This window comes from Bradyrhizobium genosp. SA-4 str. CB756 (genome assembly GCF_000473125.1).
Lineage (GTDB): Bacteria > Pseudomonadota > Alphaproteobacteria > Rhizobiales > Xanthobacteraceae > Bradyrhizobium > Bradyrhizobium arachidis.
In genome coordinates this window covers 9265404-9290170 of record NZ_KI421499.1, presented here as the reverse complement: position 1 = coordinate 9290170, position 24767 = coordinate 9265404, and the positions used below count along the sequence as shown (strand labels likewise).

At 65.6% G+C, this 24767-nt stretch carries 26 protein-coding genes; 13 read left to right on the top strand and 13 right to left on the bottom strand.

All coding sequences use genetic code 11. The features are described 5' to 3' along the window. Window positions 1-40 precede the first annotated feature (40 nt). The 5 genes from BRAGE_RS0144900 to BRAGE_RS0144875 all read right to left on the bottom strand — a co-directional run bounded on the left by BRAGE_RS0144900 (window position 41) and on the right by BRAGE_RS0144875 (window position 6789). Window positions 41-1795, bottom strand: a complete 1755-nt coding sequence (locus BRAGE_RS0144900) for a SulP family inorganic anion transporter (RefSeq protein WP_028146511.1) — start codon at window positions 1793-1795, stop codon at window positions 41-43. An 82-nt stretch (window positions 1796-1877) separates the two neighbouring features. After that, window positions 1878-2150, bottom strand: coding sequence for a helix-turn-helix domain-containing protein (locus BRAGE_RS0144895; RefSeq protein ID WP_008566993.1), 273 nt, complete (start codon window positions 2148-2150; stop codon window positions 1878-1880). Window positions 2151-2467: 317 nt separating this feature from the next. After that, window positions 2468-4516, bottom strand: coding sequence for an elongation factor G (locus BRAGE_RS0144885; RefSeq protein ID WP_027562983.1), 2049 nt, complete (start codon window positions 4514-4516; stop codon window positions 2468-2470). A 200-nt stretch (window positions 4517-4716) separates the two neighbouring features. Continuing rightward, window positions 4717-5199: a DUF992 domain-containing protein gene (locus tag BRAGE_RS0144880; protein ID WP_027562984.1), complete on the bottom strand. Its 483-nt coding sequence runs from the start codon at window positions 5197-5199 to the stop codon at window positions 4717-4719. A 387-nt stretch (window positions 5200-5586) separates the two neighbouring features. Continuing rightward, window positions 5587-6789, bottom strand: a complete 1203-nt coding sequence (locus tag BRAGE_RS0144875) for a pyridoxal phosphate-dependent aminotransferase (RefSeq protein ID WP_027562985.1) — start codon at window positions 6787-6789, stop codon at window positions 5587-5589. A 647-nt stretch (window positions 6790-7436) separates the two neighbouring features. Between BRAGE_RS0144875 and BRAGE_RS0144870 the strand changes: the two genes are divergently transcribed. From BRAGE_RS0144870 to BRAGE_RS0144845, 6 genes are all read left to right on the top strand, one after another. Then, window positions 7437-8087, top strand: coding sequence for a glutathione S-transferase family protein (locus BRAGE_RS0144870; RefSeq protein WP_027562986.1), 651 nt, complete (start codon window positions 7437-7439; stop codon window positions 8085-8087). A 154-nt stretch (window positions 8088-8241) separates the two neighbouring features. After that, window positions 8242-8418, top strand: coding sequence for a hypothetical protein (locus tag BRAGE_RS56305; RefSeq protein ID WP_167336551.1), 177 nt, complete (start codon window positions 8242-8244; stop codon window positions 8416-8418). A 72-nt stretch (window positions 8419-8490) separates the two neighbouring features. After that, window positions 8491-8649 carry a hypothetical protein gene (locus BRAGE_RS55535; RefSeq protein WP_035730709.1) on the top strand — a complete coding sequence of 53 codons (159 nt, stop codon included), beginning with the start codon at window positions 8491-8493 and terminating at the stop codon, window positions 8647-8649. Window positions 8650-8866: 217 nt separating this feature from the next. After that, window positions 8867-9673 carry a PAS-domain containing protein gene (locus tag BRAGE_RS0144855; RefSeq protein ID WP_027562987.1) on the top strand — a complete coding sequence of 269 codons (807 nt, stop codon included), beginning with the start codon at window positions 8867-8869 and terminating at the stop codon, window positions 9671-9673. 307 nt (window positions 9674-9980) lie between these two features. After that, window positions 9981-10436, top strand: coding sequence for a GNAT family N-acetyltransferase (locus tag BRAGE_RS0144850; protein WP_027562989.1), 456 nt, complete (start codon window positions 9981-9983; stop codon window positions 10434-10436). A gap of 263 nt (window positions 10437-10699) precedes the next feature. Then, a complete protein-coding gene (locus BRAGE_RS0144845) occupies window positions 10700-11641 on the top strand; it encodes an aldo/keto reductase (RefSeq protein ID WP_027562990.1) in 942 nt (313 codons plus the stop codon). Window positions 11642-11672: 31 nt separating this feature from the next. On the opposite strand, the gene BRAGE_RS0144840 is transcribed toward BRAGE_RS0144845, so the two are convergent. The 3 genes from BRAGE_RS0144840 to BRAGE_RS0144830 form a co-directional block, all read right to left on the bottom strand. Continuing rightward, window positions 11673-11996 carry an antibiotic biosynthesis monooxygenase family protein gene (locus tag BRAGE_RS0144840; RefSeq protein WP_027562991.1) on the bottom strand — a complete coding sequence of 108 codons (324 nt, stop codon included), beginning with the start codon at window positions 11994-11996 and terminating at the stop codon, window positions 11673-11675. 87 nt (window positions 11997-12083) lie between these two features. Continuing rightward, on the bottom strand, window positions 12084-13301 hold the full coding sequence (locus BRAGE_RS0144835) for a DUF1501 domain-containing protein (RefSeq protein WP_035732083.1): 1218 nt from the start codon (window positions 13299-13301) through the stop codon (window positions 12084-12086). A 2-nt stretch (window positions 13302-13303) separates the two neighbouring features. Further along, window positions 13304-14860: a DUF1800 domain-containing protein gene (locus tag BRAGE_RS0144830; RefSeq protein ID WP_027562993.1), complete on the bottom strand. Its 1557-nt coding sequence runs from the start codon at window positions 14858-14860 to the stop codon at window positions 13304-13306. Between the two features lie 114 nt (window positions 14861-14974). On the opposite strand from BRAGE_RS0144830, the gene BRAGE_RS57440 reads away from it, so the two are divergent. Continuing rightward, on the top strand, window positions 14975-15178 hold the full coding sequence (locus tag BRAGE_RS57440) for a cysteine-rich CWC family protein (protein WP_028146510.1): 204 nt from the start codon (window positions 14975-14977) through the stop codon (window positions 15176-15178). Between the two features lie 191 nt (window positions 15179-15369). Here the strand turns inward: BRAGE_RS57440 and BRAGE_RS0144820 are convergent, their stop codons facing one another. Beyond that, window positions 15370-16068 carry a glutathione S-transferase family protein gene (locus BRAGE_RS0144820; RefSeq protein WP_027562994.1) on the bottom strand — a complete coding sequence of 233 codons (699 nt, stop codon included), beginning with the start codon at window positions 16066-16068 and terminating at the stop codon, window positions 15370-15372. 193 nt (window positions 16069-16261) lie between these two features. Here BRAGE_RS0144820 and BRAGE_RS0144815 point away from each other — a divergent pair, with 193 nt between their 5' ends. Beyond that, window positions 16262-17377 (top strand): MBL fold metallo-hydrolase, encoded by a 1116-nt coding sequence (locus BRAGE_RS0144815; protein ID WP_027562995.1) that lies wholly within the window; start codon window positions 16262-16264, stop codon window positions 17375-17377. 23 nt (window positions 17378-17400) lie between these two features. Beyond that, on the top strand, window positions 17401-17976 hold the full coding sequence (locus tag BRAGE_RS0144810; protein WP_231164145.1) for an SCO family protein: 576 nt from the start codon (window positions 17401-17403) through the stop codon (window positions 17974-17976). Between the two features lie 33 nt (window positions 17977-18009). Here the strand turns inward: BRAGE_RS0144810 and BRAGE_RS0144805 are convergent, their stop codons facing one another. Both BRAGE_RS0144805 and BRAGE_RS0144800 read right to left on the bottom strand, forming a co-directional pair. After that, complete coding sequence (locus BRAGE_RS0144805) at window positions 18010-18240, bottom strand: hypothetical protein (RefSeq protein ID WP_027562997.1); 231 nt, start codon at window positions 18238-18240, stop codon at window positions 18010-18012. Then, window positions 18237-19016 (bottom strand): sulfite exporter TauE/SafE family protein, encoded by a 780-nt coding sequence (locus BRAGE_RS0144800; RefSeq protein WP_027562998.1) that lies wholly within the window; start codon window positions 19014-19016, stop codon window positions 18237-18239. Before BRAGE_RS0144800 ends, BRAGE_RS0144805 begins: the two co-directional genes overlap by 4 nt. A gap of 306 nt (window positions 19017-19322) precedes the next feature. Here BRAGE_RS0144800 and BRAGE_RS0144795 point away from each other — a divergent pair, with 306 nt between their 5' ends. From BRAGE_RS0144795 to uvrB, 4 genes are all read left to right on the top strand, one after another. Further along, the gene (locus tag BRAGE_RS0144795; protein ID WP_027562999.1) at window positions 19323-20237 is read left to right on the top strand and encodes a LysR substrate-binding domain-containing protein; all 915 of its coding nucleotides are present in this window, start codon (window positions 19323-19325) and stop codon (window positions 20235-20237) included. 137 nt (window positions 20238-20374) lie between these two features. Further along, a complete protein-coding gene (locus BRAGE_RS0144790) occupies window positions 20375-20599 on the top strand; it encodes a hypothetical protein (protein WP_027563000.1) in 225 nt (74 codons plus the stop codon). A 49-nt stretch (window positions 20600-20648) separates the two neighbouring features. After that, window positions 20649-20876 (top strand): hypothetical protein, encoded by a 228-nt coding sequence (locus BRAGE_RS0144785; RefSeq protein ID WP_027563001.1) that lies wholly within the window; start codon window positions 20649-20651, stop codon window positions 20874-20876. Window positions 20877-20969: 93 nt separating this feature from the next. Beyond that, the gene (uvrB, locus tag BRAGE_RS0144780) at window positions 20970-23927 is read left to right on the top strand and encodes an excinuclease ABC subunit UvrB (protein WP_027563002.1); all 2958 of its coding nucleotides are present in this window, start codon (window positions 20970-20972) and stop codon (window positions 23925-23927) included. 82 nt (window positions 23928-24009) lie between these two features. Here the strand turns inward: uvrB and BRAGE_RS0144775 are convergent, their stop codons facing one another. Together BRAGE_RS0144775 and BRAGE_RS0144770 are read right to left on the bottom strand one after the other, a co-directional pair. Further along, window positions 24010-24399 (bottom strand): hypothetical protein, encoded by a 390-nt coding sequence (locus tag BRAGE_RS0144775; protein WP_027563003.1) that lies wholly within the window; start codon window positions 24397-24399, stop codon window positions 24010-24012. A 117-nt stretch (window positions 24400-24516) separates the two neighbouring features. Next, window positions 24517-24696, bottom strand: a complete 180-nt coding sequence (locus BRAGE_RS0144770; protein ID WP_027563004.1) for a hypothetical protein — start codon at window positions 24694-24696, stop codon at window positions 24517-24519. Window positions 24697-24767 lie beyond the last annotated feature (71 nt).

Sequence of the window (24767 nt, the reverse complement as noted above, 5' to 3'; positions counted from 1 at the left end):
GTCCCGCGGGCTCTGTCAAGCCGGGAGGCTCAGTACGACATCAGCTCCCGGCCACATCATCGGCCACGGGCCGCGCCGCACCGCCCTTGATGTCCGAGACCGCGCGCTCGATCGTCTCGCGATAGCGGGCGCGCGGCGGCGTCACGCCATGGGTGAGCAGCGCGCGGCGGACCGCGGGCGTGGCTCCGGTGATGAACAGGCGGATGCCCTGGCGATGCGCCTTGGCGGCGACGCGGCCGAGCACGTTGGCCGCGGTTGAATCCAGGAACGGCACCGCGGCGAAGTCGACCACAAATCCCTTGCGCTTGTCGGCGACGCCGTCGAGCACGTTGCCGATGGCCGACGCCGCGCCGAAGAAGAACGCGCCGGTGATGCGATAGACCAGCACGTCGCGATCGACCGCGAGTGCGGGATCGTAGGGAACGCGCTCGCCATTGCCGTCATCGGGGCGGTCGGCGGCCACGAGCGGCGTGCGCTCCTCGATGCCGGTCATCTCCGCCATGCGATGGATGAACAGCACCGCGCCGAGCGAAAAGCCGACCAGAATGCCTTCGGTGAGATCGCGGAAGATCGTGAGCAGGAAGGTTGCGAGCAGCACGATGGCGTCGCCCCAGGACGAGCGCAAGAGCGTCGCGAACTCCTGCTTTTCCGCCATGGTCCAGGCCACCACCACCAGCACGGCGGCGAGCGCAGCGAGCGGGATGTAGCTCGCAAGCGGTGCCGCGATCAGCATGAACAGCAGCAGGAACACCGCATGCAGCATGCCCGCGAGCGGCCCGCGCGCGCCGGCGCGGATGTTGGTCGCGGTGCGCGCGATCAGGCCGGTGACGCAGATGCCGCCGAACAGCGCCGAGCCGATATTGGCAACGCCTTGCGCCACCAGCTCGCAATTGGAGCGGTGACGGCGTCCGGTCATGCCGTCAGCCACCACCGCCGAGAGCAGCGATTCGATCGCGGCGAGCAGCGCGAAGGCGATCGCATCGGGCAGCACGCCTTTCGCCTTGTCCAGCGAGAATGCGGGCAGCGCGGGTGACGGCAATTCGCGCGGAATGCCGCCGAAGCGCGAGCCGATGGTTTCGACCGGCAGCGAGAACACCGCGCACGCGATCGCGGCGAACACGACCGCGATCAGGATGCCGGGCCAGGACGGACGCCAGACCCGCAAAGCACCGATGATGGCGATGCTGACGATCGCAACGGCAACCGCGGACGGGTTGATCGTGTGCAGGCCGCCCGCGAGCGCAATGATCTTTGGCACGAATTCGCTGGGCTCTTTCCCCGCCAGCGTGATGCCGCCGAGGTCGTGCAGCTGGCTGGCGAAGATGATCACGGCGATGCCGGCGGTGAAGCCGACGGTGACGGGATAGGGAATGAACTTGATGTAGGTGCCGATCCGCAGCAGGCCCGCGGCAATCAGGATGACGCCCGCCATCATGGTGGCGAGGATGACGCCGTCGACGCCGTGCCGCTCTGCGGTCACTGCGACCAGCACGATGAAGGCGCCGGCGGCCCCGCCGATCTGGAAGCGGCTGCCGCCGAGCAGCGACACGATGAAGCCGCCGACGACGGCGGTGTAGAGGCCGCGGTCCGGTGTCACGCCGGAAGCGATCGCGATCGCCATCGACAGCGGCAGCGCGACGATCGCTACGGTGAGGCCGGCGAACACATCCGCGCGGAAATCCGATAGGCCATAGCCCTCGCGCCAGACCGTGACGAGCTTTGGCAGGTACAGTTCAGCGAAGGTTGGCCGGCGCAGCCGGTGCAGCCCGCTTGCGTGATCGCTTGTGATGCTCATGTCCCACAATGCTCCATGCATCGTGCGGCGTATTGCGCAGCGATGCGCTAGCTCATCCTGATCCCAAGCACGACCAATGCGATCATGCCCCCACGCGGCGCGGCGGCCCCGGCTCCTTCAGGCGAACGCCGCGTCCGCCGCTGTCGCTGCGCGCCTGCTCGCCGATCAGCTCGACACCGGCCCGGTCGAACGCCTCGACCACCTTGATCAAGGTCTCGACCACGCCGCGCACATTGCCGGTCGAGGCCTCCATCCGTTGGATGGTCGGCAGCGACACGCCGGCGAGCTCGGCCAGGGTTTTCTGGTCAATGCCAAGCAGCGCGCGGGCTGCCCGCATCTGGAACGACGTGATCACCGTGGCCTCACGTATCAGGAGTTATAAGTGATATCTGGAGTGTGTACAATGATGTAAAATACATCATCAGGAGGCGAACGCAAGCATCCTCTCCGCCTCCTCCGTGATTGTGAGCACTTGTCCCCTCGCCGTCACCCTGAGGTGGGCCGAGCATCCTTCGAGGCTCCCCATGTGGCGCTCTGCGCCCCATGGCTCGCACCTCAGGATGACGGAGTTTAAGACTTTGCTGCGCTCGCAATGACGAATGAAGAGGGCCCGAACTTACGTCTCCTCTCCCCGCAAGAGCGAGGAGAGGAGAAAGCAGCGCTCGTATCTGATCACGCCGCGTGCTGATGCGCGGCGATGATCTGGTCGGCGGCGCGGCCGGTGACTTCGGCCATGTGGTCGAACTGGCGGGTGAAGCTGCCCGCCCCTGCCGTGGCCGAGCGCAGCTCGACGATCAGCTCGCCGATCTCCGCTTCCGGCATCATGGCACGGACGCAGTCCCATCCGCTCCAGCCGTCGCGGGTGTCGAAGCCGAGGATCTGGCCGCGCCGTGCCGACAGGATCGCGTTGATCTTGGCGGTGGCGTCGGTCGGACAGACGATCTCGACCACGTGGATCGGCTCCAGCAACACCGGCTGGCATTGCGGCAGGCCTTCGTTCAATCCGATCCGCGCCGCGGTGCGGAAGGCGAGATCGGAGCTGTCGACGCTGTGATAGGAGCCGTCGGTCAACGTTACCTGCACGTCGGTGACGGGGAAGCCGAGCGGACCGCGCGTCAATCCGTCGACGACGCCCTCCTCCACCGCCGGGATGTAGTTGCGCGGCACCGCGCCGCCGACCACCTTCTCGGCGAACTTGAAGCCGTCGCCGCGCGGCAGCGGCTTGATGTCGAACACGACGTCGCCGAACTGGCCGTGGCCGCCGGACTGCTTCTTGTGGCGGCCGCGCTGGGTGATCGGCTTGCGGATGGTCTCCTGATAGCCGATGGCGGGCGGATGCGAAGAGATCTTCACGCCGAAGCGGTCGCGCAAGCGCTCGACCTCGACGCGCAGATGCATCTCGCCTTGCCCCCACAGCACGGTGTCGTGGGTCTGGGGATTCTGCACGACAACCAGCGAGGGATCCTCCTCGTGCAGGCGGGCCAGCGCCTGGCCGAGCTTCACATCGTCCTTACGGTCGGTGGACGCGATCGACATCGCGAGCACCGGTGACGTCGGCTCGGGGGCGGTGAGCGCGGCCGGCGGGGTCTTGCCGTTCGAGACCGTGTCACCGGTCTTGAACGGGTCCAGCTTGGCGAGGGCGACGGTGTCGCCGGCGTCCGCCGCGGCGCGCTTGGTGTCGTAGGCGCCGTTGACGGCAAGGATGCCGGAAATGCGGCTGGTCCCGCCGGAGGAGCATTGCAGCGTCGCGCCGTCGTCGAGATGGCCGGCGAGCAATCGCGTCAGCGACAGCTTTCCGCCATGCTGCGAATGCAGCGTCTTGAAGACGTAGCCGACCGCATCCTTGCTCTCGGGAACGCCGAGCCGCTTCGCGGTCTCCGCAACACCAGGCGCCTCGTGGCGCAACGCCTTCATCAGCCGCAGCACGCCGTTTTCGCGCGCCGCCGAACCCAGCAGCACGGGGCAGATCTGCCCTTCGCGGAGTTCGCGGGCGAGGTCGTCGAACACGGCATCGCGCGGCGGCTGGATGTCTTCGAGCAGCTGCTCCATCAGCGCATCGTCGTGGTCGGCGAGCTTCTCCAGCATCGAGAAGCGCGCCTCCTTCTCGCGATCGAGATCGCCGCCTTCGAGTGCGACCACCTCGGAGGCCTTGTGCTCGCGATAGACGAACGCGCGCTCCAGCGCGAGATCGACAAAGCCCTCGATCAGGTCGCCCTTCCAGATCGGGATCTGGCGCAGCACCAGCGGCACGCGCGAGGCGGGCTGGAGCATCGCGAGCGTCTCGCGGATGCGCTGGCTGGCGCGATCGATCTTGTTGAGGAACAGGAAACGCGGAATCTTCAGCTCTTCCAGCTCGCGCAGGATGATCTGAAGCTGCGGCAGCTTCTTCTCGTCGGCCTCGCAGACCACGACCGCGGCATCGACCGCGGGCAGCGCGGCGCGCATGTCGTGGGCGAATTCGACGGAACCGGGACAATCCAGGAAGGTGTAGCTGTCGCCCATGAAACTCGTGGTGGCGGCAGTCAGGCCGACGGTCATCTTGTGATGACGGGCCTCGGCTGTGGCGTCGCCGACGGATGTTCCGGCATCGACGCTGCCGGCGCGCGGGATTGCGCCCGTTCGCGCCAGTATTGCTTCGAGAAGTGTTGTTTTACCGCTTTGGAAAGGGCCCACCAGTGCAATGCACCGTGGACCTCGGGGACTTCTGACGTCTTGTCCCATTCGCCGCCTCCTTGGTGTGGAGCTCGGCCCATGATTGGGTCGGCAAACGGTGATGCTCTGCCCGTCCCAAAGATTTGGCAAGCATCAAACGTCGCTGCGGTGCGTCGTCGGTTAGATCCGGTGTAACGTCTTGGAGATGAGCCGCGGTGTTCCACCTCTCCCCGACGGGAAGAGGTGGAAAACAGCACTGCCCTTGGCGCTTAGCGTCCGGGGCGGAGTTCCAGGCTCTCGAGGCCGGCGGCGACGTTGAGGCCGACCTGGCCCTGCACGCTGAGCGGCTGGAGCGCGATCGAATTGTTGGAGCCGCCGACCAGCACGTTGCCGCCGAGGCCGACGCCGACCGAGGCGCTGCCCTGCGCGCCCGCATAATTGCCGGAGAGATCGCCGGGGCCCAGCCGGTCGACCGGCGCGAACACGCCCCAGGCCAGCGTGGTCTCCTGGGTGATGCCGATGTCGAGGCCGACTTTCCGGATCGTCGCGACGTAGCGATCTTCGGGCACGCCCTCGGCGCGCAGCACGCAGCCGAGATTGGTCACCGATCCCACGATGAAGCCAACGCTGGCGCCGCCGCGGCATTCGAGCACGCCGACGCGAACCATCCGCTGCTGCTGCGCATCGCTGTTTGCGACGGAGGCAACGAGGCTGGCGGCAGCGAGCCCGGCGAAGATGAACGAACGGCGCATGAAACGTCTCCGGCTATGAATGTGATGCGAGCAGAGAGAGCGCCCCACCCGTGTTGCGTGATGGTCTATGCCACAGGAATTTTGGAGTTGCCAGATCGGACGTATCTGAAATGAACGCTTGGAGAGAGGCCCCTCACCCCACCCTCTCCCCGTAAGAACGGGGAGAGGGAGTGAGAGAACCGAGCGTCCCTAACAGCAAAAATTCGCGCTATCGGCGGACTAACCTCTCCCCGCTCTTTGCGGGGAGAGGTCGGATTGCGAAGCAATCCGGGTGAGGGGCAAGGCACAACGCCAACCAAAGCAATAGTCCATCCGACTCCACCTCATCGAGCCACCAAATAAAAAGGCCCGCGCGAAGCGGGCCTTTTCGTTTCGATTGGAATGAGCTTACCGCAGATTGCCGCAGAAGCGCTGGATGCGCTTGCAGGCGTCTTCGAGGTCGGAGGTCTTGGTCGCGTAGGAGATGCGGAAGGCCGGGCCGAGGCCGAAGGCCGAGCCCTGCACCACGGCGACGCCTTCGGTCTCGAGCAGCTCGGTGACGAACTGCTCGTCGTTCGAGATCACATTGCCCGACGGCGCCTTCTTGCCGATCGTGCCGGCGCAGGACGGATAGACGTAGAACGCGCCTTCCGGCCGCGGGCACTCGATGCCGTTGGCCTGGTTGAGCATGGAGACGACGAGGTCGCGGCGCTCCTTGAACACCTTGTTGTTGGCGGGGATGAAATCCTGCGGACCGTTCAGCGCCTCGACCGAAGCCCACTGCGCGATCGAGCAGGGGTTCGAGGTCGACTGCGACTGGATGGTCGACATCGCCTTGATCAGCTGCGCCGGGCCGCCGGCATAACCGATACGCCAGCCGGTCATGCAATAGGCCTTCGACACGCCGTTCACGGTGAGCGTGCGGTCATAGAGACTGGGCTCGACCTGTGCGACCGTAGTGAACTGGAAGTCGTCATAGACGAGGTGCTCGTACATGTCGTCGGTCATGACCCACACATGCGGATGCTTGACCAAGACGTCGGTGAGCGCTTTCAGCTCGGCCCGGGTGTAGGCGGCACCGGTCGGGTTCGACGGCGAGCACAGGATGACCCATTTGGTCTTCGGCGTGATCGCGCGCTCGAGCGCCTCGGCCCCGAGCTTGAAGCCGGTCGCGGCGGTGCAGACCACCGGCACCGGCTCGCCGCCGGCGAGCGCAACCATTTCAGGGTAGCTGACCCAATAGGGCGCGGGGATGATCACCTCATCGCCCGGATTGATGGTCGCCATCAGCGCATTGTAGAGCACCTGCTTGCCGCCGGTGCCGACGATGATCTGGTTCGGCTTGTAGGCGACGCCGTTCTCGCGCTGAAACTTCGCGATGATGGCGTCCTTCAGCTCGGGAATGCCGTCGACCGCGGTGTACTTGGTCTTGCCGGCTTCGATGGCGCGGATCGCGGCCAGCTTGATGTTGGCGGGCGTGTCGAAGTCGGGCTCGCCGGCGCCAAGGCCGATGACGTTGCGGCCCGCCGCTTTCAGCGCGCGTGCTTTATCCGTGACCGCGATGGTCGCGGACGGCTTCACACGGTCGAGCGCAGCGGCAAGGAAGGACATCGTCATCTCCTGACAAGCGTCGTGAAGCCTTTCGCCTCACGACTCTGATTGTGGGAATGTGACCACCCTAAAACGTGTGCCGCTGCGCCGCAAGAAACTTCGGCCCGATCTCGCAAAAGTTTACGGATTTGGAGCGTTTCAAGGCGCGATTTCCCGCAATTTTCCGCAACTTTGCCGGGCAAACCCCTCATATCCGGCAAGGCTTGTCCTCGGAGCAATTTTGCGTGTTGCGTGCCGTTATGAAAGCAGCACGCCGTCATGCCCAGCCTTGTCCCGGGCATCCACGTTCTTCTTGCCGCGTGGCAAGGCGTGGATGGCCGGGTCATAGGCGAGCGGAAGCGACGCCGTCCTTCGGACGGCTATGCCCGGCCATGACGATCGTGGAGGCGTCAACGCCCCGCCTCAACTGGATCGATCAACCCTCTGGCACCAATGCACGGTCGAATGCGTCCACGCGTTGACGCAAGCGTGAACTCATTTGCATCGTCGCGCGAAAATGATCTTCCGCGGCGTTGCAGTGCGGTAGGGTTTTCGAGTTTTTCTATCGGCTGGCTCTTGCGGCGGATTCGCATCGGCATCATTGTTTATCCGCGCTGCGGGGCAACACGTGCCGCGCCTTTCCCAACCACGGATTCGAAACTCCCCGAATGTACAAGCTCTATTCGATGCAACGCTCGGGCAACAGCTACAAGGTCCGCCTTGCGCTGGCGCTGCTCAACGTGCCCTACGAAGCGATCGAGGTGGACATTCTGCGCGGCGAAAGCCGCACGCCGGATTTTCTGACCAAGAATCCGTCGGGCCAGGTGCCGCTGCTCGATGTCGGCGACGACCGCTTTCTCGCCGAGTCCAACGCCATCCTCTGGTACGTCGCCGTCGGCACGCCGCTCGCGCCGGAGAACCGCATCGATCGCGCCGAGGCGCTGCAATGGATGTTCTTCGAGCAGCACGCGCTCGAGCCGAACATCGGCGCCGCCTATTTCTGGCTGTCGCTGGTCAAGGGCGGCCGCGACCTGCAGACGCACGCGCTGGAGGACTGGATGGAGCGCGGCTATGGCGCGCTGCAGGTGATGGAGAACCATCTCAAGACCAACGCCTATTTCGCCGCCCGCCAGCTCACGGTCGCCGACATCGCGCTGTACGGCTACACCCACCTCGCCGATCGCTGCGACTTCGACCTCTCGACCTTCCCGGCGATTCGGGACTGGCTGAAGCGGGTAGAAGCCACGCCCGGCTTCGTGTCGATGGACTGGCGGCCAGCCGACATCGACGATCCCGCCAGCATCGCCGCGGGCGCCTGAGGGCGCGCCCGCGCTGGCGAATAACGGGTATAAGGTTCATCTTCGCCGCAATCTCGCCATTTTCGGCGCGATAGCCGCCGCAATATTGCCCGTTGAAATAGTGAAATTGTTCGATGTCGCGGGTGATTCGCTCGCACGTTGAAGGATTTAGACCATGATTCGGGCGTCCGGCACGGCAGGCTTTCAGGGCCATACCGATACCGTTTCGTCTTCCCGGCTGACCAACGCGGTCGCGGCCTCGCTCGCCGTCGCCGCGCTCTCGCTGTGCCTGATCGTCACCCTGACGGTGCTGTCGACCAAGGCGACCATGGCGATGGGCCTGCCGGTCTGATTCCCGTCTCATCCTCGACCAGCCTTCAAGGCGCCGCGTGGCCCCGCCAACCGGCATCGCGACAGGACGTCGATGAAATCACCTGTGGTCATCGTTGCAATCACCCTGACCGCGGCCATCCTGGTCGCAGCGTCGCTGCTGATCTTGGTCGGCACGCGCAAGGGTCCGGGAACGTCGACGCTCAATGTCCCGGCGCAGCACCAGCGCGTGAAGCAGATGCATTTGGGCTAGAGCCCCGCTCCGCCGGAATCGGAACCGGGCTCCGGATTCTTGTGTTGACGCGTTTTCTTGACGCGAACCGGTATCCACTTCGCTCGAAAACGCTCTAAATCATCCGAAAGCTTTGCCCGGAACCACAAGCGCCTCTTAAGCGCACCGCACGAAATCGGATTGCGCTCGCGCAACGGTAGGTCAGTCTGACCGCCTTACTCGTTCAGGGAGGAACGAGATGCGGTTCGGATGGCGTGCGATCTCCGGTCCGGTGCTGACGGCAGCGATTGCGCTGCTCGCGATCCTGCTCGATCGCACCATTCCCCTTCCCTCGCCTGCGCCGGTGTTCGTCTGTGTCGTCGCGCTTGCCGGCGCGCTGTCGGGTTTCGCCTCCGCGATGACCAGCGCGGCGCTCGCCGTGATCGGCGCGGCGCTGTTCTGCCTCGGCCATCGCGCCATGTCCCTCCATGCCGCGGCCGACCTAGTCGGCCTCCTCGCCGTGACCGCCTTCGGCACTGCAGGCATCACCGGCCTGATGCGCGAGCGGCTGCTCGCCACCTTCGCCGCCGAGCGCCAGAGCCACGCCACCGCCGCGCGGCTGTCGGCCGCGCTCGACCAGGTCGACATCGGCATCGTGCTGCTCGATGCCGAGACGCGGGCCGAATTCATCAACCGCGCGTTCCGCGATTATTTTGCGCTGCCGGACGAGATCGCCGACGGCAAGCCGCCGTTCATCGCGCTGATGTATCACGGCCGCGACACCGGCGCGTTCGAGCTGCCCGAGGACGAGCTCAGCACCTTCATCGCGCAGCGCATGGAGATGGTACGGGTCGGCGATGCCACGCCGATCAACATCAAGCTGCGCAATGGCGAGGTGCTGCGCTTCGTCTGCAACGTGCTGCCCGACGGCGGCCGCATGCTGAGCTACACGCCGGTGACTGACCTCGTCCGCCACACCGACGCGCCGGAACGCGCCGACTACTACCGCTCGCTGCGCGATCCCCAGAACCGCAAGCTGATCCGGTATCTTCGCGTCGCGGAGTGATGCGACTGCGCCATCCGCTGCGTTACAATCCGAACCGGCGCTCGCGGAGACAGCCCCTCACCCCACCCTCTCCCCGCAAGAGCGGGGCGAGGGGGTGTGAGAGCGGCGCGTCCCTTACCCAAGCGAGCGTTGCTCGTCTTAACCTCTCCCCGCCTTTCCGCGGGGAGAGGTCGGATTGCGAAGCAATCCGGGTGAGGGGCATGGCACACTGTCGCCACGACTGAATATCCATCCGTCTCGCAAGACATTTGATCATCTGCACGAACATCCCGTATGAATGAAGTTCAATCTCTCGCGGAATTCTCACATGTCGCTCGCCATTCGCGCCGTCACGAAGCAGGACTACGACCAATGGCTGCCGCTTTGGGACGGCTACAACGCCTTCTACGGCCGCTCCGGCCCGACCGCGCTCGCGCCCGAAATCACGAAGGTGACATGGCAGCGCTTCTTCGATGCCTACGAGCCGGTGCATGCGCTGGTCGCCGAGAGCGACGGCAAGTTGCTCGGACTGACGCACTATCTGTTCCACCGCAGCACCACCGCAATCGAGCCGTCCTGCTATCTGCAGGACCTGTTCACGCTGGAAGCCGCGCGCGGCAAAGGCGTCGCCTCGGCGCTGATTTATGGCGTCTACGAGCGCGCGAAGCTTGCGGGATCCCCGCGCGTCTATTGGCAGACGCACGAGACCAACGTCACCGCGCAGAGCCTGTACGACAAGGTCGCCGAGCGCTCCGGCTTCATCGTCTATCGCAAGATCTTCTGATTTTTGCCGGCTTTTCCCGAACCACGCGGCCTGTGGATAACTTTGCCTGTCACTGGCGCGTAACACACCGGGATTAAGTTGCAGCTGCGTCTGATCAGGCCCCCCGTCACCGATCAAGCGCCCCAAAGCGGTCCCCGTCAGTCGCCGCGTCTGACAGGGGCCGCATTTTTTTGGCCGCATGGCAGCAGCGCAGGTGGGCTCCTTGCCGGTCGCGTGCACCGCGGTCACAATACACCGCTGTAGACTTCTGACAGGGATCTCCCATGGAAATTCGTAATCTCGGCGCCTCCGGCCTTCGCGTGTCCGCGGTCGGGCTCGGCTGCAACAATTTCGGCCAGCGCACCGACCTCGAGGCCTCGCGCAAGGTGATCCATCGCGCGCTCGATCTCGGCATCACGCTGTTCGACACCGCCGACGTCTATTCCAACATGGGCGGCTCGGAAAACGTGCTCGGCACCGTGCTGGGCGATCGCCGCAAGGACATCGTGCTGGCGACGAAATATTCCAAGCCGATGGCGGAGGACGGCACCAAGCAGGGCGCCTCGCGCCGCTACATCATGGAGGCCGTGGAAGCGAGCCTGAAGCGGCTGAAGACCGACTACATCGATCTCTACCAGCAGCACGATTACGATCCGCTGACGCCGATCGAGGAGAGCCTGCGCGCGCTCGACGATCTCGTCCGCCAGGGCAAGGTGCGCTACATCGGCAATTCGAACTTCCCGGCCTGGCGCATCGCGGAAGCCGAATACGTCGCGCGCGCGATGAATGTCAGCCGCTTCGTCTCCTGCCAGGACGAATATTCACTCGTCGTGCGCGACATCGAGAAGGACCTGCTGCCGGCAGCCGTGGAATACAAGCTCGGCCTGTTGCCGTTCTTCCCGCTCGCGAGCGGCCTTCTCACCGGCAAATACCGGAAGGGCGAGGCCGCGCCCGGCGACACCCGCTTCGGCCAGACGCCGCGATTGCGCGACCGCTACGTCACGCCGCGCAACGAGGCGATCGTCGAGAAGCTGCAGGCATTTGCGACCGCGCGCGGGCACAGCATGCTGGAGCTCGCCTTCTCCTGGCTCGCCGCGCGTCCGCAGGTGTCGAGCGTGATCGCGGGTGCGACCCGCGTCGAGCAGATCGAGCAGAACGTCAAGGCGATCGCCTGGAAGCTCAGCGCGGAGGAGATGGCGGAGATCGACAGGATCACGCTGGGCTGATTTTTGCGGCGCTGATCTCTCCGGCGCGGCGCTATCTGGCGCCGCGTCCCACGGTCTGCATCACCTCAAACCCCTCGAATTGGGGATGGCCGAGATAAAGCGGCTTGTTGTCGCCCGCCTTGTGATGCGCGGCGCGAAACGCCTCCGATTTCGTCCAGGCCTCGAACGCGGCATGGTTCGCCCACACGGTGTGCGAGGCATAGAGCGTGTGGTCCTCCAGCTCCGGCCCGCGCAGCAGATGGAATTCGACGAAGCCCGGCACCTTGTCCAGATGCGTGTCGCGCGTGAGCCAGACCTGCTCGAAGGCAGCCTCGGAGCCTTTGGCGACGCGGAAGCGGTTCATGGCGATGTACATGCGGTGATCTCCTGATGTCCGGCTCATCATGTCGTCATTCCGGGACGCGCCGCAAGGCGCGGGCCCGGAATGACGAGCGTTTGTGGGTTAGGCAACCAATCCCTTCATCGGCCGTGCCGCCGCGCTATCGGGGAACACCGTTTCCGCCAGCACGCGATCGGACAAGCCGAACTGGCCTTGCAGCACGCCCTTGATCACGGAGCGCAGATCTGTCGTCGGCTTGAGGTCGCGGCCCTCGTAGAGATTGGCGAGCTTGAGGCCGGGCCAGTCGGAAATGACGCGGCCGCCTTTCACGGCGCCGCCGGCAAGCAGCGCGATGGTGCCGGTGCCGTGATCGGTGCCGTCGGTGCCGTTGATGCGCGCGGTGCGACCGAACTCGGTGGCGACGACGACGACGGTATCGCGCCAGCGATCAGCGAGGCCGCTTTCGAATTCGGCGAGCGCGCCGTCGAGGCCGCCAAGCAGGAAAGCGAGACGCCCGACCGGACCGCCTTCATTGGCGTGTGTGTCCCAGCCGTCGAAGGCGAGCGCGGCGATGCGCGGGCCGTCATCGGCCGCCATCAGTTTTGCCGCGCCGCGCGCGACCTGGCGCATCTGCACGACCTGGTTGCCGGGCTTGCGCTTCATGTCGTCGCCGTTCGCTGCCTTCTCGAGCTGGAGGCCTTGCGACAATGCCGCAGCCAGCGCGGGATCGCGGTGGCGGTAGAGATCGGCGAGGCGCATCGCGGTGTCGTCATCGGCCTGCGGCAGCGCCACCGGCGCCCAGCCGACGGTCGGCGCATTGCCGCGCAGCACCAGCGGCGTGGTCGGGCCGACCGCAAGCCCGCTCGACACGCGCTCGCCGCGCGGCAGCGCTTCCAGCGCGCGGTTGAGCCAGCCGGATTGCACGCGGCCCGGGCCGGCATAGCCGCTTTCAAGCACGTCCTGGCCGTCGAAATGCGAGCGATCGCGATAGGGCGTTGCGACCGCGTGGATCACCGCGGCATGCATGTCGCGATACATGCGCGCGAATTCCGGCATCGACGGATGCAGCGCGAAGAAAGGATCGAGCATGATCGCGGGATGCGCACCATCCGCGGTGAGCGCGATCGAGCCGTGCAGGCCGGCATAATCGGGATCGCCCACCGGCGCGACGGTCGAGAGCCCGTCGAGCGCGCCCCGCAGGATCACGACAATCAACCTGGGATCGCGCCCGTCGGCCGCGCGCGCGAATTTCGGCAAATAGGCCCAGGCCGCGAAGGAGGCGCCGCCGAGCAAGAGGCCGCGGCGCGAGGTGAGGAGCCGGTTCTCGACGCAGTCGATCATCATCATCTCCTCTGCATTTCCGGCGACATCAGCAAGAGCGCCAGCGCCTGCTGGCGCGACTCCGCGCGCTCGATGGTCTTGCGCGTCTCGACGGACGCGGCATCCGCAGCAGCGAATTCGAGCAGGTCGAGCGGATCGATGTTGTTGCCGAGCCGCGCGCCCATTTGCGCGGCGATGTCGAGCCGGAGCTTGATGCCTTCCGGCGCAGCCCATGCGGCGCTGGTGTCAGGAAAACCGTTGGGGCCGGCCGGCGACCACAGCGGCTGGCCGAGCAGATTGAGATTGTTGAGGTAGGTGCCGGGATCCTCCGGCACGCGCGCGAGCAGCCGGCCGCTTGCGATGAGGAAATCGTAAGGGCTGCGCATCTTGGTCAGCGGCGCTTTCCAGGCTTCGTCGGAATCGACCAGCGCGGTCGCAAGCGCCTTGAGGTCGCCATCGGTCCTGACGAAGACGTCGCGCAGCCGCGCCACCAGCGCCGGCGGCGGATCGTCCGCGACGAAGTGGCGGACGAACTTTGTCGCGATGAAATTCGCGGTCGAGGGATGGCGCGCGATGTCGGCGAGCGCCGCCTCGCCTTGCGCGAGGCCCGCCGGCTCGTAGGTCTTGCCGAGCAGCACCTGCGGCCCGGGCTGATGCGCGTTGGTGTTGAACACGAAGGAGCCGGGTGTGCCGAGCTGCCCCTGCCGTCCGGCAAAGGTCCACCCCGTGATGATGCGCGCGAGCGAGGTGACGTCCTCCTGCGTGTAGCCGCCGCCGACGCCGAGCGTATGCAGCTCCATGATCTCGCGCGCGAGATTTTCATTCAGCCCGCGCTTGCGGTTTTGCCCCGCGCGCGAATCCGGGCCGAGCGATTGCTGGTTGTCGAGGAAGAACAGCATCGCCGGATGCTGCTCGACCGCTTTCAGCATGTCGGCGAAGCGCCCAAGCACGTGCGGCCTGATCGCCTCGCGCTCGAACGCGCCGGCCCAGATCCGCGCCAGCTCGCCCTTGCTGGCGGAGATGCAGAAATGATTGGACCAGAACACGACGAGCCGCTCGGTGAAACCGCACTCGACCAGCGTCGCGCGCTGCAACCGCGCCAGCGCCTCGGCGCGAAAGGTCTTTTGGATGACGTTGAGCGGCTGCGGTGCAGGCTTTGCGGCCGGCGGCGCGGCAGCGCCCGGCTGCATCATCTCGGGCTTCGCCGCAGTGTCGGCCGGCTTCGCCTCCGTCATCTGGCCGGCAATCTCGGTTGCGACCGCATTCAGCGAGAGGTTTCTGCGGAGGCCCGGCTTCTGGTCGGCCGGCGCCGGCTGTGGCGCTTCAGCGGGCGCGGCGGCCTTCGCCGCCTCACGCGCCTGCTTGACCTGGTCCTGATAGGCAAACACCGCCTGCCCGAGCTGCGGCGTCGATTGCAGGCCCGGCGCTTCCAGCAGCACGCCGTTGGGGCGCGCCAGTTCCGCCTTCACGAAGCCTCTGGGATCGGAGGCCGCATTGATGAGATCGCCGGATGCGCCGCCGCGGGCGCCGAAACCGAAGCGGTTGAGCGCGACGAGGGCGGCTTGCGAATCGCGGGCCATCGATTTGTCCTTCGCGCCTTGCCAACCGCTTTCCTGAAACGTGCGCGGCGCCTAATATACCGCAGCGGCAGATGAACCCGACATGAAAATGACGCCGAAGCTTTTGCGTAAATCATGACAATCCCGAAAGAATCCCCGGCGCCGGAACCGCGCCGCCTCACCTGCTCCCGCTGCGGCACCGAGTTCGGCTGCGACCTCTCGGGCAATTGCTGGTGCGCGGAGGAGACCGCAAAGCTGCCGATGCCGGTCGAGGGCGAGGATTGTCTGTGCCGGGAGTGTTTGCGGAAGGCGGCGGGCGCGGCGAGCGCTGCTCGTTAAGTGCGAGAAGGCCACCACACCCTAGCTGTCGTCCCTGCCCAGTGCGCAATTGCGCACGTGACGCAGGGACCCATAACCACAGGGAGAAGTTTGGCGAAAGACCGTCGCTCGGTACTCATACCAAGCACGCTCGATAGATCACGCGGTATGGGTCCCTGCGTTCGCAGGGACGACAGTGGAGAGAGTGTGCCCTACACCGCGTGCCCCGGCGACTTGCGCGCCATGCCGTCGAACGCATCGAGCAGCTTCTCGCGCCAGGCGTAGACCGGATCATCCGCTTCGAGCAGCTTGAACGGGCTCGTCACCCGCGCCCATTGGAAGCCGCCGAACACGATGTAGTCGGCATAGTTCGGCGCGCTGCCGCCGATAAAGGGCTGCTTCTTCAGGGTCTGCCGCATCACCTCCAGCGACTTGCGGAACGCGACCACGCCGGTATCGCGGTTCGCCATCACCTGTTCCAGGCTCTTGCCGCCAAAACGCGCCTCGCGCGACTGGCGGAAATAGGCGGCGTCGACGTCGGCGAGATTGTGCGGGATGTCGGCGACGATCAGCGGAAAGATGCCGCCGACGATGGCGATGTCGCCCCAGGCATTGAGCATGCGCGCCATGGCGCGGCCGCCCTCACCGCCGAACAGCGATGGGCGATCCGGAAAATTGTCCTCGAGATAATTCGCGATCGCCCAGGAATCGATTACCGGCTTGTCGTGATGCAAGAGCACCGGAACCTTTTCCGAGCCGTGCGGCGCGATCGCGCTCTTCTCGGTGAAGCGCCAGGGCAGCGATTCCGCCGCAAGGCCCTTATGCGCTAGCGCCATCCGCGTGCGCCAGCAATACGGGCTGAAGGGGCGCGCCGCGTCGGTGCCGACGAGTTCGAACAGTTTGAGTGACATGATCAATTCCATTGCTGCAACTGCCGAGCACAGTAGCCTTCACGGCAGGGAGCGCAAGAAAGCCGTCCCGTCGCCGGTGCCGGGGTGTGACCCGACGGCCTCGCTGGCCCTCGCGCCGGACCGGCTGCTGCGTGTTGAGCCGGTCCCGGATTGGACTTAAGCTCGGGCATTTCAAACAGCGGGAGGCATTGCAATGACCAGAACCATTCCACGGCGCGATTTCCTGCTCGGCTCGGCGGCACTCGCGGGAGCAGCGGCCGCAAATGCCTTCACCTGTGTCGAGATCGCGAACGCTGCGCCGATGGCTGTTCCGACCGTCGACAAGCTTTCGGTCCGCGTTCTCGTGGATTCGAGCTTCGACCTGTTCTTCCGCCCCAAGCAGATCAACGGCGTCTCGATCGCACCGGCCGCGCGCGGTGGCGATTTCCGCAAATCGCTGCACAATGAATGGGGCCTGTCGCTCTGGCTGGAATCCGAAGGCGGCGGCAACCAGCGCACGCTGATGCTGGACTACGGCTACACGCCCGAGGTGCTGCTCAACAACATGGCGCTGATCGGCGTCGATCCGGCCAAGCTCAACGCGCTGATCGTCAGCCACGGCCATTACGATCATTTCGGCGGCCTGAACGGCTTCCTCGACAAGTTCCGCGACAAGCTGCCCGCCGACCTCAAGCTCTATGCGGGCGGCGAGGATAATTTCTGTCACCGCGTCAACCCGACGCCGACGCAGGGGCAGTTCGCCGATTTCGGCACGCTCGACCGCCGCCAGCTCGCGGCGCAGAAGGTGACGACCGTGCTGTGCGAAACGCCGACCGTGATCGCGGACCATGCCTTCACCACCGGCAAGATCACCCGCCGCAGCAGCGAGCGCGTGCTGCCGAACACCCTGGTCGAGTTCGGCATCAAGGACGGGCTGGGCTGCAATGTCGGCCACTATTTGCCCGCGGAGATGGAGGGCAAGATCGTGCCGGACGAGCACATCCACGAGCACGCCACCTGCTTCAACGTGCGGGATCTCGGCCTCGTCGTGATCTCCTCCTGCGGCCATGTCGGCATCGTCAACTCGGTGAAGCAGGCGCAGGAGGTGTCGGGCATTCAGAAGGTGCACGCCATCGTCGGCGGCTTCCATCTCGGCCCGGCGCCCAAGGACTACCTCACGCAGGTCGTGAGCGAGATCAAGGGGCTCAATCCTGACGTCGTGGTGCCCATGCATTGCAGTGGCCTCAACTTCGCACAGGAAGCCAATGCCCAGATGGAGGGCAAGGTGGTGGTGACGACGACGGGCAGCCGCCTCACCTTCGGGCTGTGATGCGAGGCGCCTGGCTTTGCGCGATGCTGGCGCTCGCCTGCGCGGGCGTGGCGCAGGCGCGCTCGGCTGCGGAGACCATGGACATCCTGATGTGGAATCGGGAGCCGGTCGGCGGCCCGTTCGAGCTGATCGACCAGACCGGCAAGCCGCGCAGCGACCGCGACTTTCGCGGGCGGCTGATGCTGGTCTATTTCGGCTTCACCTACTGCCCCGATGTCTGCCCGACCGACCTGATGGCGATCGGACAGGCGCTCGAGCAGCTCGGCCCGGACGCCGACGCCGTGCAGCCGGTCTTCATCACGCTCGATCCCGAACGCGACACGGCCGAGCATCTCGCCGAATACGTGCCGATGTTTCATCCGCGGCTGCTCGGGCTGACCGGCAGCCTCGACGCCATCGGGGCGGCGGCAGAGGCCTACAAGGTTTATTTTGCCAAGATCCCGATCGGCAAGGACGCCGGCGAATACACGGTCGACCACACGTCCTTCATCTATCTCATGGATCGCGACGGAAAATATCTCGGCTTCTTTCCGCCGGGCACCTCGGCCGAGCGCATGGTCGAGATCATCCGGCCACGGCTGGCGGCGCCTTCGCGCTAGCACTCCGGCGAGAACAAGTCGGAAGCGACGTGCTCACCGTCCATTCGTGCGCAGCAATTTCTCGCCGCCTTCGGTCACGGCGATGACGAGCCCAATGCCGGGCAGCGTCTCGCGGGCAACGTAGCCGCGCTCAGCGGCGTCCTCCCAGATGGTGAGGCGCGGGCACGAGGTCTTCCAGGTCGCAATCACCTCAGCATAGGCGCGCGGCTCGCGCGCGACCCATTCGACGAAGTCCAGCACCAGCGGATCGGCGTTACCGCTCATTGCAAACCACCTTTGGCGAAGGCGGCCAGCACCGGCGCGCGAAGCTGGAGCCAGCCGCCATAGGCGATATAGTAGCAGGCGATGGTGGTGATCAGCTTGTTCGACCAGGCCACGAATTGCTGATCTGTCATGGCTTCGAGGATGCGCCGCGCCAGCGTGGTGCCGAGCATGGAGGCTGCGATCGCAACGCCCGCGAGCACGGGATCGAGGCTCGCGGCCTGATCGATCACGCCGCCGAAATAGATCAGTTTTGTGAAATGGCTGACGAGCTGGCACATCGCTTTCGTCGCGACCTTCTCGCGCCGGCCGAAATCGCCGCCGAGGAAGAAGGTGTCGAGCAGCGGGCCGGACACGCCGGTCATCAGCATCAGCCCCATGCAGATCGTGCCATAGACCGTGCCCTGCCAGAGCCTATCGGGGTCCGGCTTGATGTTCGCCGGCAGCAGCCGCGCCATGAATGGCGTCGCGCCCAGCATCAGCAGCGCGACCGGCTTGTCCGGCACGTAGCGCGTGATCGACCAGGCCGCGAGCGCAATGGCAGCGCCGACCATGTAGTTCGCGACCGGCCGCCAGCGGATATGCGCCCGCCACAGGAACGCGCGCCAGCCGTTCGAGGCCACCTGCGTGATCGCATGCAGCACCATCGCAGTCGGCAGCGGCATCAGGGCGAGCAGCACGCCGATCAGGATCAGCCCGCCCGCCATGCCGAACAGCCCCGACAGGAACGCGGTGGCGACCATCAGCAATCCAAGGGCAGCGATCATGAAGGGCGTCACGAGTATCTCCGGTGTGGCGAGTAAGGGACGCACGCTGTTTCACTCCCTCGCCCCGCTTGCGGGGAGAGGGTGGGGTGAGGGGGAGTCTCTGCAGGGACGGAAGCAGTGAGACTCGCGGAGAGTCCCCCTCACCCGGAATTTGCTTGCGCAAATTCCGGCCTCTCCCCGCGCGCGGGGAGAGGCGAAGGGACCGCGCCCGCCTTCAACAAATCAGCCTGAATTACTCCCATTCTTGTGCCTCGCTTGCTCCCCCTCCGCAAACTGAGTTATCTTGGCCTGGCATCAGCTTTCCTGAGGGTCAGTCATTTGCGGCGGCTGCTGTTTCTCAACGGCATCAAGGCATTCGAGGCGGCGGCGCGGACCGGCAGCTTTGCTGCGGCCGGGCTCGAACTCAGCGTGTCGGCGGCCGCGGTTAGCCGCATGGTGCATCTGCTCGAAGAGCGGCTCGGCGTCGCGCTGTTCGAGCGCAAGGCCAACAGGCTGGTGCTGACGCAGGCCGGCCGCGCCTATCAGAGCGGGCTGACGCCGATCTTCGATGCGCTGGCCAGCCTCACCGCGCAGGTGACGGCGCCCTCCGGCATGCGCGTACTCACCATCGGCGTCGGCCACACTTTCGCGATGCGCTGGCTGATCCCACGCCTGTCGGAGTTTCGCAGCGAGGAGCCGGACATCGAAGTGCGCTTCACCACCGGCGGCGCCTCGGTGCCGTTCGGCGAGGACTGGAGCTGCGGCATCAAGCTCGGCACCGGCGACTGGCCGGGGCTGGTCGCGGAGCCGCTGTTCGCCGGCGACCTCACGCCGGTCTGCGTGCCGCGCCTCGCCACCTCGTTGAAACGCCCGGCCGATCTCAAGGGCCCGACCCTGATCCGTGTCGAACATTCGCCGGAGGACTGGCCGATCTGGCTGAAGGCCGCGAACCTCACGCGCATCAATCCGCGCGGCCCCGAGTTCCAGTTCTATGGCCAGGCGCTGCAGGCCGCCGCCGACGGGCTCGGCATCGCCATGGGCATCCGGCCCTATATCGACGACGACATCGCCGCTGGCCGGCTGGTCGCGCCATTCGATCTCTCGGTGCCCAAGGGCATGCGCTGGTATCTCCTCTATCGCAGTTTTCAGACCGAGCAGCGCGACTTCGCCGCGTTCCGCCGCTGGATCATGCGCGCCGCGTCGGAACCCGCCGCCCGCCCGCGGCGGCTGGGCCGGGCGGCCGCACGCGGCTAGTTCCGTTCCACTCGCTCAAACGCTCTAGCCCTCACCCGTTCGGGTGAAAAAGCTGGACTGCATGTGAACGGCTTCACATACCGAAATCCTCAAACGTGGTCCTCTAACCCTCCGACACGAGCATTTGGGGACTACCTATGACGACCATCTACGACGGCTTTGACATTGAATCCTTCGAGGCCGGCAAAGGCCTCTGGCACGCCCGTATCCGGCGCGCCGATTTCAGCCCGCTTGCCATCGACGGCGTGCTGTTTCCGGCCATGGAAGTCGGCTTCGCCTGGCCCGACCGCGACGCCGCGATCGCCGACGCCAAGCACCACATCGATCGCTTCCGCCGGCGCGCCGACAGCGACGACGAATAAGCGGATTTCCGAGGGAACAGCTGCAGCGAGGTAAGACAGGGAACCGGTCATGTCAGTGATGGAATTCGAAGACACACCGCGGCCTCGGATCTACGCCCGCAGCGTGCTGTCGAAATGCCCGGAATGCGACGGCGATCTCACGGTGCTCCGTGTGATCGCCGGCCGCGCCGGATGCGAGTACTGGGCCATGCGCTGCACCGATTGCGGCGGCATCCATCTCGACATCCTGAAGCCGCATCAGGCCGGCGACGACAAGGGCCCGCGGCCGGCCGCGTGACATCGCGGCCTGCTGCCAACCTGCTGTCAGCAGCCTGAACGGAGCCGGGCATTCGCCCTTTCCTGAGAGCCGGACTCGTCCCATATTCGCCTCATGGCGAAGAAACCTGCTCCCCCAAAATCCCCCAAAACCAAGGCCCCGAACTCCAAAGCGCATCGACCCGATGTGCAGCCGATCGGGCCGGCGCTGGCCGAGCTGCTCAATCCCGCGATCAATCGCGGCGATGCCGGGCTGGGATCGGGCACCGGGCTGCAGCCGCCGCCGGACAATTCGCGCGACCGCCGCGCCGGGGGCGAGGCCGCCGCGCATCGCGCGCGCGCCTCGACGCCGAAGGAGTTTCCGCAGGACACGACGCGGCCGATGCCGCTGCGGCCCAATCCGCAGCCGCCGGGGGCGCGCGCCTCGACCGAAGGTTTCGACGAGGCGCCACAAGCCAATTACGGCACTGCCGCCACGATCCCGACGCTCGATCCGGAACTGGCGCGGCAGCTTGGCCTGCCCACCGAAGAAGACGACGCGGAAGCGCTGGCGCGCCCGCCACGTTCCAAGATGGAGGCGCTCGGCGTCAAGGCGACCGCCGACGCGCTGGAATCGCTGATCCGCGAAGGACGGCCGGAGTTCCGCAAGGACGACGGCTCCATGAAGGTGTGGACGCCGCATCGCCCGCCGCGCCCGGAAAAGTCCGAAGGCGGCGTGCGCTTCGAGATCAAGTCATCCTACGAGCCGCGCGGCGACCAGCCGACCGCGATCAAGGAGCTGGTCGAGGGCATCGAGCGCAACGACCGCTCGCAGGTGCTGCTCGGCGTCACCGGCTCCGGCAAGACCTACACCATGGCCAAGGTGATCGAGGCGACGCAGCGCCCCGCGCTGATCCTGGCGCCGAACAAGACGCTCGCCGCCCAGCTCTATGGCGAGTTCAAGAACTTTTTTCCTGATAACGCGGTCGAGTATTTTGTCAGTTATTACGACTACTACCAGCCTGAAGCGTATGTCCCTCGCACGGACACGTACATAGAAAAGGACTCGTCCATCAACGAGCAGATCGACCGCATGCGCCACTCGGCGACGCGCGCGCTGCTCGAACGCGACGACGTCATTATCGTGGCGTCGGTGTCCTGCATCTACGGTATCGGCTCGGTCGAGACCTACACCGCGATGACCTTCGCGCTGAAGAAGGGCGAGCGCATCGACCAGCGCCAGCTGATCGCCGACCTCGTCGCACTCCAGTACAAGCGCACCCAGGCCGACTTTACCCGCGGCACGTTTCGCGTGCGCGGCGACGTCATCGACATCTTCCCGGCGCACTATGAGGACCGCGCCTGGCGGGTGAATTTGTTCGGCGACACCATCGAACAGATCGAGGAATTCGATCCGCTCACCGGCCACAAGCAGGATGAGCTCGAATTCATCAAGATGTACGCCAATTCCCACTACGTGACGCCGCGCCCGACGCTGGTGCAGGCGATCAAGTCGATCAAGTTCGAATTGAAGCAGCGGCTCGACCAGCTGCATGATCAAGGCCGTCTGCTCGAAGCGCAGCGACTGGAGCAGCGCACCACGTTCGACCTCGAGATGATGGAGGCGACCGGAAGCTGCGCCGGCATCGAGAACTATTCGCGCTATCTCACCGGGCGCCGCCCCGGCGAGCCGCCGCCGACGCTGTTCGAATACGTCCCCGACAACGCGCTGATCTTCGCCGACGAGAGCCACGTCACCATCCCGCAGATCGGCGCCATGTTCCGCGGCGACTTCCGCCGCAAGGCGACGCTGGCCGAATACGGCTTCCGACTGCCATCCTGCATGGACAACCGCCCCTTGCGCTTCGAGGAGTGGGACATGATGCGGCCGCAGACGGTTGCGGTGTCGGCGACGCCGAGCGGCTGGGAGCTCAACGAGAGCGGCGGCGTCTTTGTCGAGCAGGTCATCCGCCCGACCGGCTTGATCGATCCCCCTGTCGACATCCGCCCCGCCCGCACCCAGGTCGACGATCTCGTCGGCGAGGTCCGCGCCACCGCGCAGGCCGGCTATCGCTCGCTGATCACGGTGCTCACCAAGCGCATGGCGGAGGACCTCACCGAATATCTGCACGAGCAGGGCATTCGCGTCCGCTACATGCACAGCGACATCGACACCATCGAGCGCATCGAGATCATCCGCGACCTCCGTCTCGGTGCGTTCGACGCGCTGGTCGGCATCAACCTGCTGCGCGAGGGTCTCGACATTCCCGAATGCGCGCTGGTCGCGATCCTCGACGCCGACAAGGAAGGCTTTTTGCGCAGCGAGACCTCGCTGATCCAGACCATCGGCCGCGCCGCGCGCAACGTCGACGGCAAGGTGATCCTCTATGCCGACAGCATGACCGGCTCGATGGAGCGCGCCATTGCGGAAACCAATCGGCGTCGCGAAAAACAGGTCGAGTACAACAACGCCAACGGCATCACGCCGGAGAGCGTGAAGAAGCAGATCGGCGACATCCTCAACTCCGTCTACGAGCGCGACCACGTGCTTGTCGAGGTCGGCGGCCACGACATGACCGACGACGTCATCTCGATCGGCCACAACTTTGAAGCCGTGCTCGCCGATCTGGAAACGCGGATGCGCGAGGCCGCTGCCGATTTGAACTTCGAGGAAGCCGCGCGCCTGCGCGACGAAGTCAAGCGCCTGCGCGCGACAGAGCTTGCGGTGGTCGACGACCCGACCGCGAAGCAGCGCGCCGTCGCGGGCAAGGCCGGCGCCTATGCGGGAGCGAAGAAGTATGGCGACGCCGCGAACCTGCCGGTGAGTGCCATGAAGAAAAAGACCGTGAGCTCTGCGCTGAAAGCCAGCGGCGGAGGCAGCGGATCGCGGGTGCACAAGCCGCATCTCGACGAGATGCACGGGCCGGAATCGCTGCCCTATCGCGCCAATCAGACGCTACCGTCAAAGCCGTTCGGCAGCACGAGCCGGATCATCCAGCCGACGGACTCAAGGCAGTCCGGGCCGGAGTTCGGGCCCGCGCCGAAGTCGACGGGTGGAGCGCCGGGACGACGCGGGGGCTGGAAGAAGCGGTAGGGACGCAGCGGCGCCAGTCGTGGCTATGGATTCCGGGCTCGCCGCTTTGCGGCGCCCGGAATGACGGCGGAGAGATGTCCCCTTACCCCACACTCGCCGTCACCACCGCCATCACCGACAGCAGCAGTACGATCGTCACGAGCTGAAGTGACGCGACCGGCTGGGTGCGCCAGGCGGTGATCTTGTCGGACAGCGACAGATGGGCCTCGAAGAATTTCGGTTCGTAGACAGTCTTGAAGAAGCCGGGGAAGCTCGGGCCGAGGGTCACAGCTAACATCGCGTGGGCGAACGAGGCGATAGCGACGAAGATGGCGACGCCGGGGTCGCCGACGAGGTCGTGGTTGCCGATCAGCTTGAGCAGGAAGGCCGCGGCGGCGAAGGTCGGGAAGCTCTGCAGCGTGGCGGTCAGCGCGAGGCCTTCGAGCGCGTTGTGGAGGCGGGACTTTCTCGCGGCGGCGATGGTGGCGGCCATGGCATGTCTCCCTGGTGACATGCACATGACGCTATCCGCACCGGCGAGGGCGTGATGTGAGATGGGTCACGCCAATGGCGGCAACCCTTCCCACGGCGGAGGGTGAGGCGAACGGCTTTAGAGCTGGCGGAAGAACACCAGGTAGATGGCGAGGCCCATTGTCGAGAACGACAGCAGGACGCCGAGCCAATTGTATTTGACGCCTCGCGAGCGGAAGACGCTGACGACGAACGCGACGATGAAGCCGAGGAGCAAGGTGGCGAGGACGACACCCCACCGATATTTCACGATATCCATCGCCCGCTTCCGCTCAACCCCAGCGTTTGTGAGCGGAACTTACCATCAGGGCATGCCGAGTAGAAGGCGGG

What these genes read in the sequence shown, in the direction of transcription:
- BRAGE_RS0144900 (WP_028146511.1), bottom strand. Translation starts at nt 1,795, where the DNA reads ATGAGCATCACAAGCGATCACGCAAGCGGGCTGCACCGGCTGCGCCGG.
- BRAGE_RS0144885 (WP_027562983.1), bottom strand. Translation starts at nt 4,516, where the DNA reads ATGGGACAAGACGTCAGAAGTCCCCGAGGTCCACGGTGCATTGCACTG.
- BRAGE_RS0144880 (WP_027562984.1), bottom strand. Translation starts at nt 5,199, where the DNA reads ATGCGCCGTTCGTTCATCTTCGCCGGGCTCGCTGCCGCCAGCCTCGTT.
- BRAGE_RS0144875 (WP_027562985.1), bottom strand. Translation starts at nt 6,789, where the DNA reads ATGTCCTTCCTTGCCGCTGCGCTCGACCGTGTGAAGCCGTCCGCGACC.
- BRAGE_RS0144870 (WP_027562986.1), top strand. Translation starts at nt 7,437, where the DNA reads ATGTACAAGCTCTATTCGATGCAACGCTCGGGCAACAGCTACAAGGTC.
- BRAGE_RS56305 (WP_167336551.1), top strand. Translation starts at nt 8,242, where the DNA reads ATGATTCGGGCGTCCGGCACGGCAGGCTTTCAGGGCCATACCGATACC.
- BRAGE_RS55535 (WP_035730709.1), top strand. Translation starts at nt 8,491, where the DNA reads ATGAAATCACCTGTGGTCATCGTTGCAATCACCCTGACCGCGGCCATC.
- BRAGE_RS0144855 (WP_027562987.1), top strand. Translation starts at nt 8,867, where the DNA reads ATGCGGTTCGGATGGCGTGCGATCTCCGGTCCGGTGCTGACGGCAGCG.
- BRAGE_RS0144850 (WP_027562989.1), top strand. Translation starts at nt 9,981, where the DNA reads ATGTCGCTCGCCATTCGCGCCGTCACGAAGCAGGACTACGACCAATGG.
- BRAGE_RS0144845 (WP_027562990.1), top strand. Translation starts at nt 10,700, where the DNA reads ATGGAAATTCGTAATCTCGGCGCCTCCGGCCTTCGCGTGTCCGCGGTC.
- BRAGE_RS0144840 (WP_027562991.1), bottom strand. Translation starts at nt 11,996, where the DNA reads ATGTACATCGCCATGAACCGCTTCCGCGTCGCCAAAGGCTCCGAGGCT.
- BRAGE_RS0144835 (WP_035732083.1), bottom strand. Translation starts at nt 13,301, where the DNA reads ATGATCGACTGCGTCGAGAACCGGCTCCTCACCTCGCGCCGCGGCCTC.
- BRAGE_RS0144830 (WP_027562993.1), bottom strand. Translation starts at nt 14,860, where the DNA reads ATGGCCCGCGATTCGCAAGCCGCCCTCGTCGCGCTCAACCGCTTCGGT.
- BRAGE_RS57440 (WP_028146510.1), top strand. Translation starts at nt 14,975, where the DNA reads ATGACAATCCCGAAAGAATCCCCGGCGCCGGAACCGCGCCGCCTCACC.
- BRAGE_RS0144820 (WP_027562994.1), bottom strand. Translation starts at nt 16,068, where the DNA reads ATGTCACTCAAACTGTTCGAACTCGTCGGCACCGACGCGGCGCGCCCC.
- BRAGE_RS0144815 (WP_027562995.1), top strand. Translation starts at nt 16,262, where the DNA reads ATGACCAGAACCATTCCACGGCGCGATTTCCTGCTCGGCTCGGCGGCA.
- BRAGE_RS0144810 (WP_231164145.1), top strand. Translation starts at nt 17,401, where the DNA reads ATGCTGGCGCTCGCCTGCGCGGGCGTGGCGCAGGCGCGCTCGGCTGCG.
- BRAGE_RS0144805 (WP_027562997.1), bottom strand. Translation starts at nt 18,240, where the DNA reads ATGAGCGGTAACGCCGATCCGCTGGTGCTGGACTTCGTCGAATGGGTC.
- BRAGE_RS0144790 (WP_027563000.1), top strand. Translation starts at nt 20,375, where the DNA reads ATGACGACCATCTACGACGGCTTTGACATTGAATCCTTCGAGGCCGGC.
- BRAGE_RS0144785 (WP_027563001.1), top strand. Translation starts at nt 20,649, where the DNA reads ATGTCAGTGATGGAATTCGAAGACACACCGCGGCCTCGGATCTACGCC.
- uvrB (WP_027563002.1), top strand. Translation starts at nt 20,970, where the DNA reads ATGGCGAAGAAACCTGCTCCCCCAAAATCCCCCAAAACCAAGGCCCCG.
- BRAGE_RS0144775 (WP_027563003.1), bottom strand. Translation starts at nt 24,399, where the DNA reads ATGGCCGCCACCATCGCCGCCGCGAGAAAGTCCCGCCTCCACAACGCG.
- BRAGE_RS0144770 (WP_027563004.1), bottom strand. Translation starts at nt 24,696, where the DNA reads ATGGATATCGTGAAATATCGGTGGGGTGTCGTCCTCGCCACCTTGCTC.